Origin of the sequence: Micromonospora rosaria, from assembly GCF_001567585.1 — a bacterium.
Classification (GTDB): Bacteria; Actinomycetota; Actinomycetes; order Mycobacteriales; family Micromonosporaceae; genus Micromonospora; species Micromonospora rosaria.
In genome coordinates this window covers 1-2,377 of record NZ_LRQV01000273.1, presented here as the reverse complement: position 1 = coordinate 2,377, position 2,377 = coordinate 1, and the positions used below count along the sequence as shown (strand labels likewise).

At 77.9% G+C, this 2,377-nt stretch carries 2 protein-coding genes; both read left to right on the top strand.

The annotated features are described in order from the left end of the window. The first annotated feature begins 34 nt into the window (after nucleotides 1–34). Complete coding sequence (locus AWW66_RS31910) at nucleotides 35–1,126, top strand: aromatic ring-hydroxylating oxygenase subunit alpha (RefSeq protein ID WP_067374492.1); 1,092 nt, start codon at nucleotides 35–37, stop codon at nucleotides 1,124–1,126. Then, nucleotides 1,123–2,377 (top strand): flavin monoamine oxidase family protein (locus AWW66_RS31905; RefSeq protein ID WP_067374489.1); only part of this gene is annotated, 1,255 nt, incomplete at its 3' end. The genes AWW66_RS31910 and AWW66_RS31905, both read left to right, overlap by 4 nt.

Sequence of the window (2,377 nt, the reverse complement as noted above, 5' to 3'; positions counted from 1 at the left end):
GGCGACGCTCCAGCCACCCGGCCGGGCCCGGGGACTGCCCGCCGAGGCGTACACCAGCGACCGCGTCTTCGCCTGGGAGCAGGAGCGGTTCTGGCGGCGGGACTGGGTCTGCCTCGGCCGGGTCGACCGGCTCGCCGCGCCGGGCGAGCAGGCCGGGCTGGACGTGGCCGGCGCCGGCGTGCTCGCCGTCCGCGACGCCACCGGCGCCCTGCGGACCTTCCGCAACGCCTGCCGGCACCGGGGCCACGAACTGGTCGGCCGGGGCTGCACGGTCCGCCGCTCGACCATCTGGTGCGCCTACCACGCCTGGGTCTACCGGCTGGACGGCAGCCTGCGGCACGCGCCCCGGTTCGACCCGCCGCCGGACGCGGACCTGGACCTGCTGCCGGTCCGCTCGGCGCAGTGGCGGGGCTGGCTCTTCGTCGACCTCTCCGGCGACGCGCCGCCGCTGGCCGAGGTGGTCGGCGACCTCGACGCCGTGCTCGCGCCGTACCGGCCCGAGACGCTGCGGGTGGTCGCCACGCAGGCGTACGACGTGGCGGCGAACTGGAAGCTGGTCGTGGAGAACTACCTGGAGTGCTACCACTGCCCCAGCACCCATCCGGAGCTGAGCCGGGTGCAGCGCACCGACGGCGGGGAGAGCTTCCGCGCCACCGGCGCCTGGCTCGGCGGGCACCTGGACCTGCGCAACTCCGCCGCCACGATGTCCCTCGACGGCGCCGGCCCGGACTGGACGTTCCCGGACCTCGACGAGGACGCCGTCCGCCAGGTCCGCTACCACCTGCTGCCGCCGGGCCTCCTCGTCACCGCGACCCCCGACCACCTGGTCACCCACCGGCTGGTCCCGCTCGCGGCGGACCGGACGAGGGTCGAGTGCGAGTGGCTGTTCGCGGCGGAGCTGGTCGACGCCGGCACCGACCCCGGCTACGCGGTGTCCTTCTGGCACACCACGAACCAGCAGGACTGGGCGGCCTGCGAGTCGGTGCAGCGGGGCGTCTCCGGCGGCGGGTACCGCCCCGGGCCGCTCGCCCCGCAGGAGGATCTGCTGCACACCTTCCTGGCCCGGCTCGCCGAGGCGTACCGGGGTGCCGGGCCGACCGGTACCGACCCGGGGCCGGTCCGGTGACCGGCGACCGGCCGTCCGCCGCCGATCCGGCGACGGTGGACGTGGTGGTGGTCGGTGCCGGCCTCGCCGGGTTGGCCGCCGCCACCGACCTGGCGGCGGCCGGCCGGCGGGTCCAGGTCGTCGAGGCGCTCGACCGGGTGGGTGGCCGGACCGCCAGCCACCACCGGTACGGGCAGGCCCTGGACGCCGGCGGCGCCTACGTCGGTACCCGCCACACCCGCGTGCGTGACCTGGCGACCCGGTTCGGGCTGACGCTGACCCCGACCGCCGCGTCCGGGGCGACCCTGGTCGACCTCGGGGCCGGCCCACTGCGGTCCGACGGTACCCGGCCGGCCTTCAACGCCCTCGCCGTCGGCGACCTGCTGGACCGGCTCGACGACCTCGCCGCCACCGTCGCGCCGACCGATCCCGGCGCCGCCCCGCGTGCCGCCGAGTGGGACCGGCTGACCGTCGCGGCCTGGGCCGCCCGGACCCTCCCCCACCCGGACGCCCGGCTGGTGCTCGACCTGCTGGTCCGGCAGATGCTCGCCGCCGACCCGGCCGAGGTGGGCCTGCTGCACCTGCTGTTCTACCTGGCCTCCGGCGGCGGGACGCACTACCTGACGGCGTTCGCCGGCGGCGCCCAGCAGGACCGGTTCACCGGCGGCGCGCAGTCGCTGGCCGACCGGATGGCGGCGGCGCTGCCCCGACCGGTCCGGCTCGGCACCCCGGTCACCGACCTGTGCCCCGACCGGGCCGGCACCGGCGCGGGCCGGAATCTGGTCCGGGTCGTCGGCCCCGGTCTGGTCGTCCGCTGCGCCCAGGTGGTCGTGGCGGTGCCCCCGGGCCCGGCAGCCCGGATCCGGCTGCGCCTGCCGGGGGTGAGCCGGCCGGCGGGGCCGCCCCGGACCCGGGGCGCCACCGTGAAACTGCACCTGGTCTACGACCGTCCGTTCTGGACCGACGCCAGACTGTCCGGCTGGGTCACCGCCGGCACCGGCCCGCTGCGGTACGTGGTGGACGACTCGGCCGGCCGGGACGGGCTCGGGGTGCTCGTCGGCTTCGTCACCGGCCCGGACGCCCGCCGGTACGCCGCCCTGCCCGCCGCCGCCCGCCGGGCGGCCGTCCTCGACCGGGTGGCCGGCTGGTTCGGGCCGGCCGCCCGGACGCCGCTGGCCCTACTGGACCGGGACTGGCAGGCCGAGCCGACCGTCGAGGGCTGCTACGCGGCCGTCCCCGACCCCGGGTGGTGGACCACCGAGGGCCCGCCGT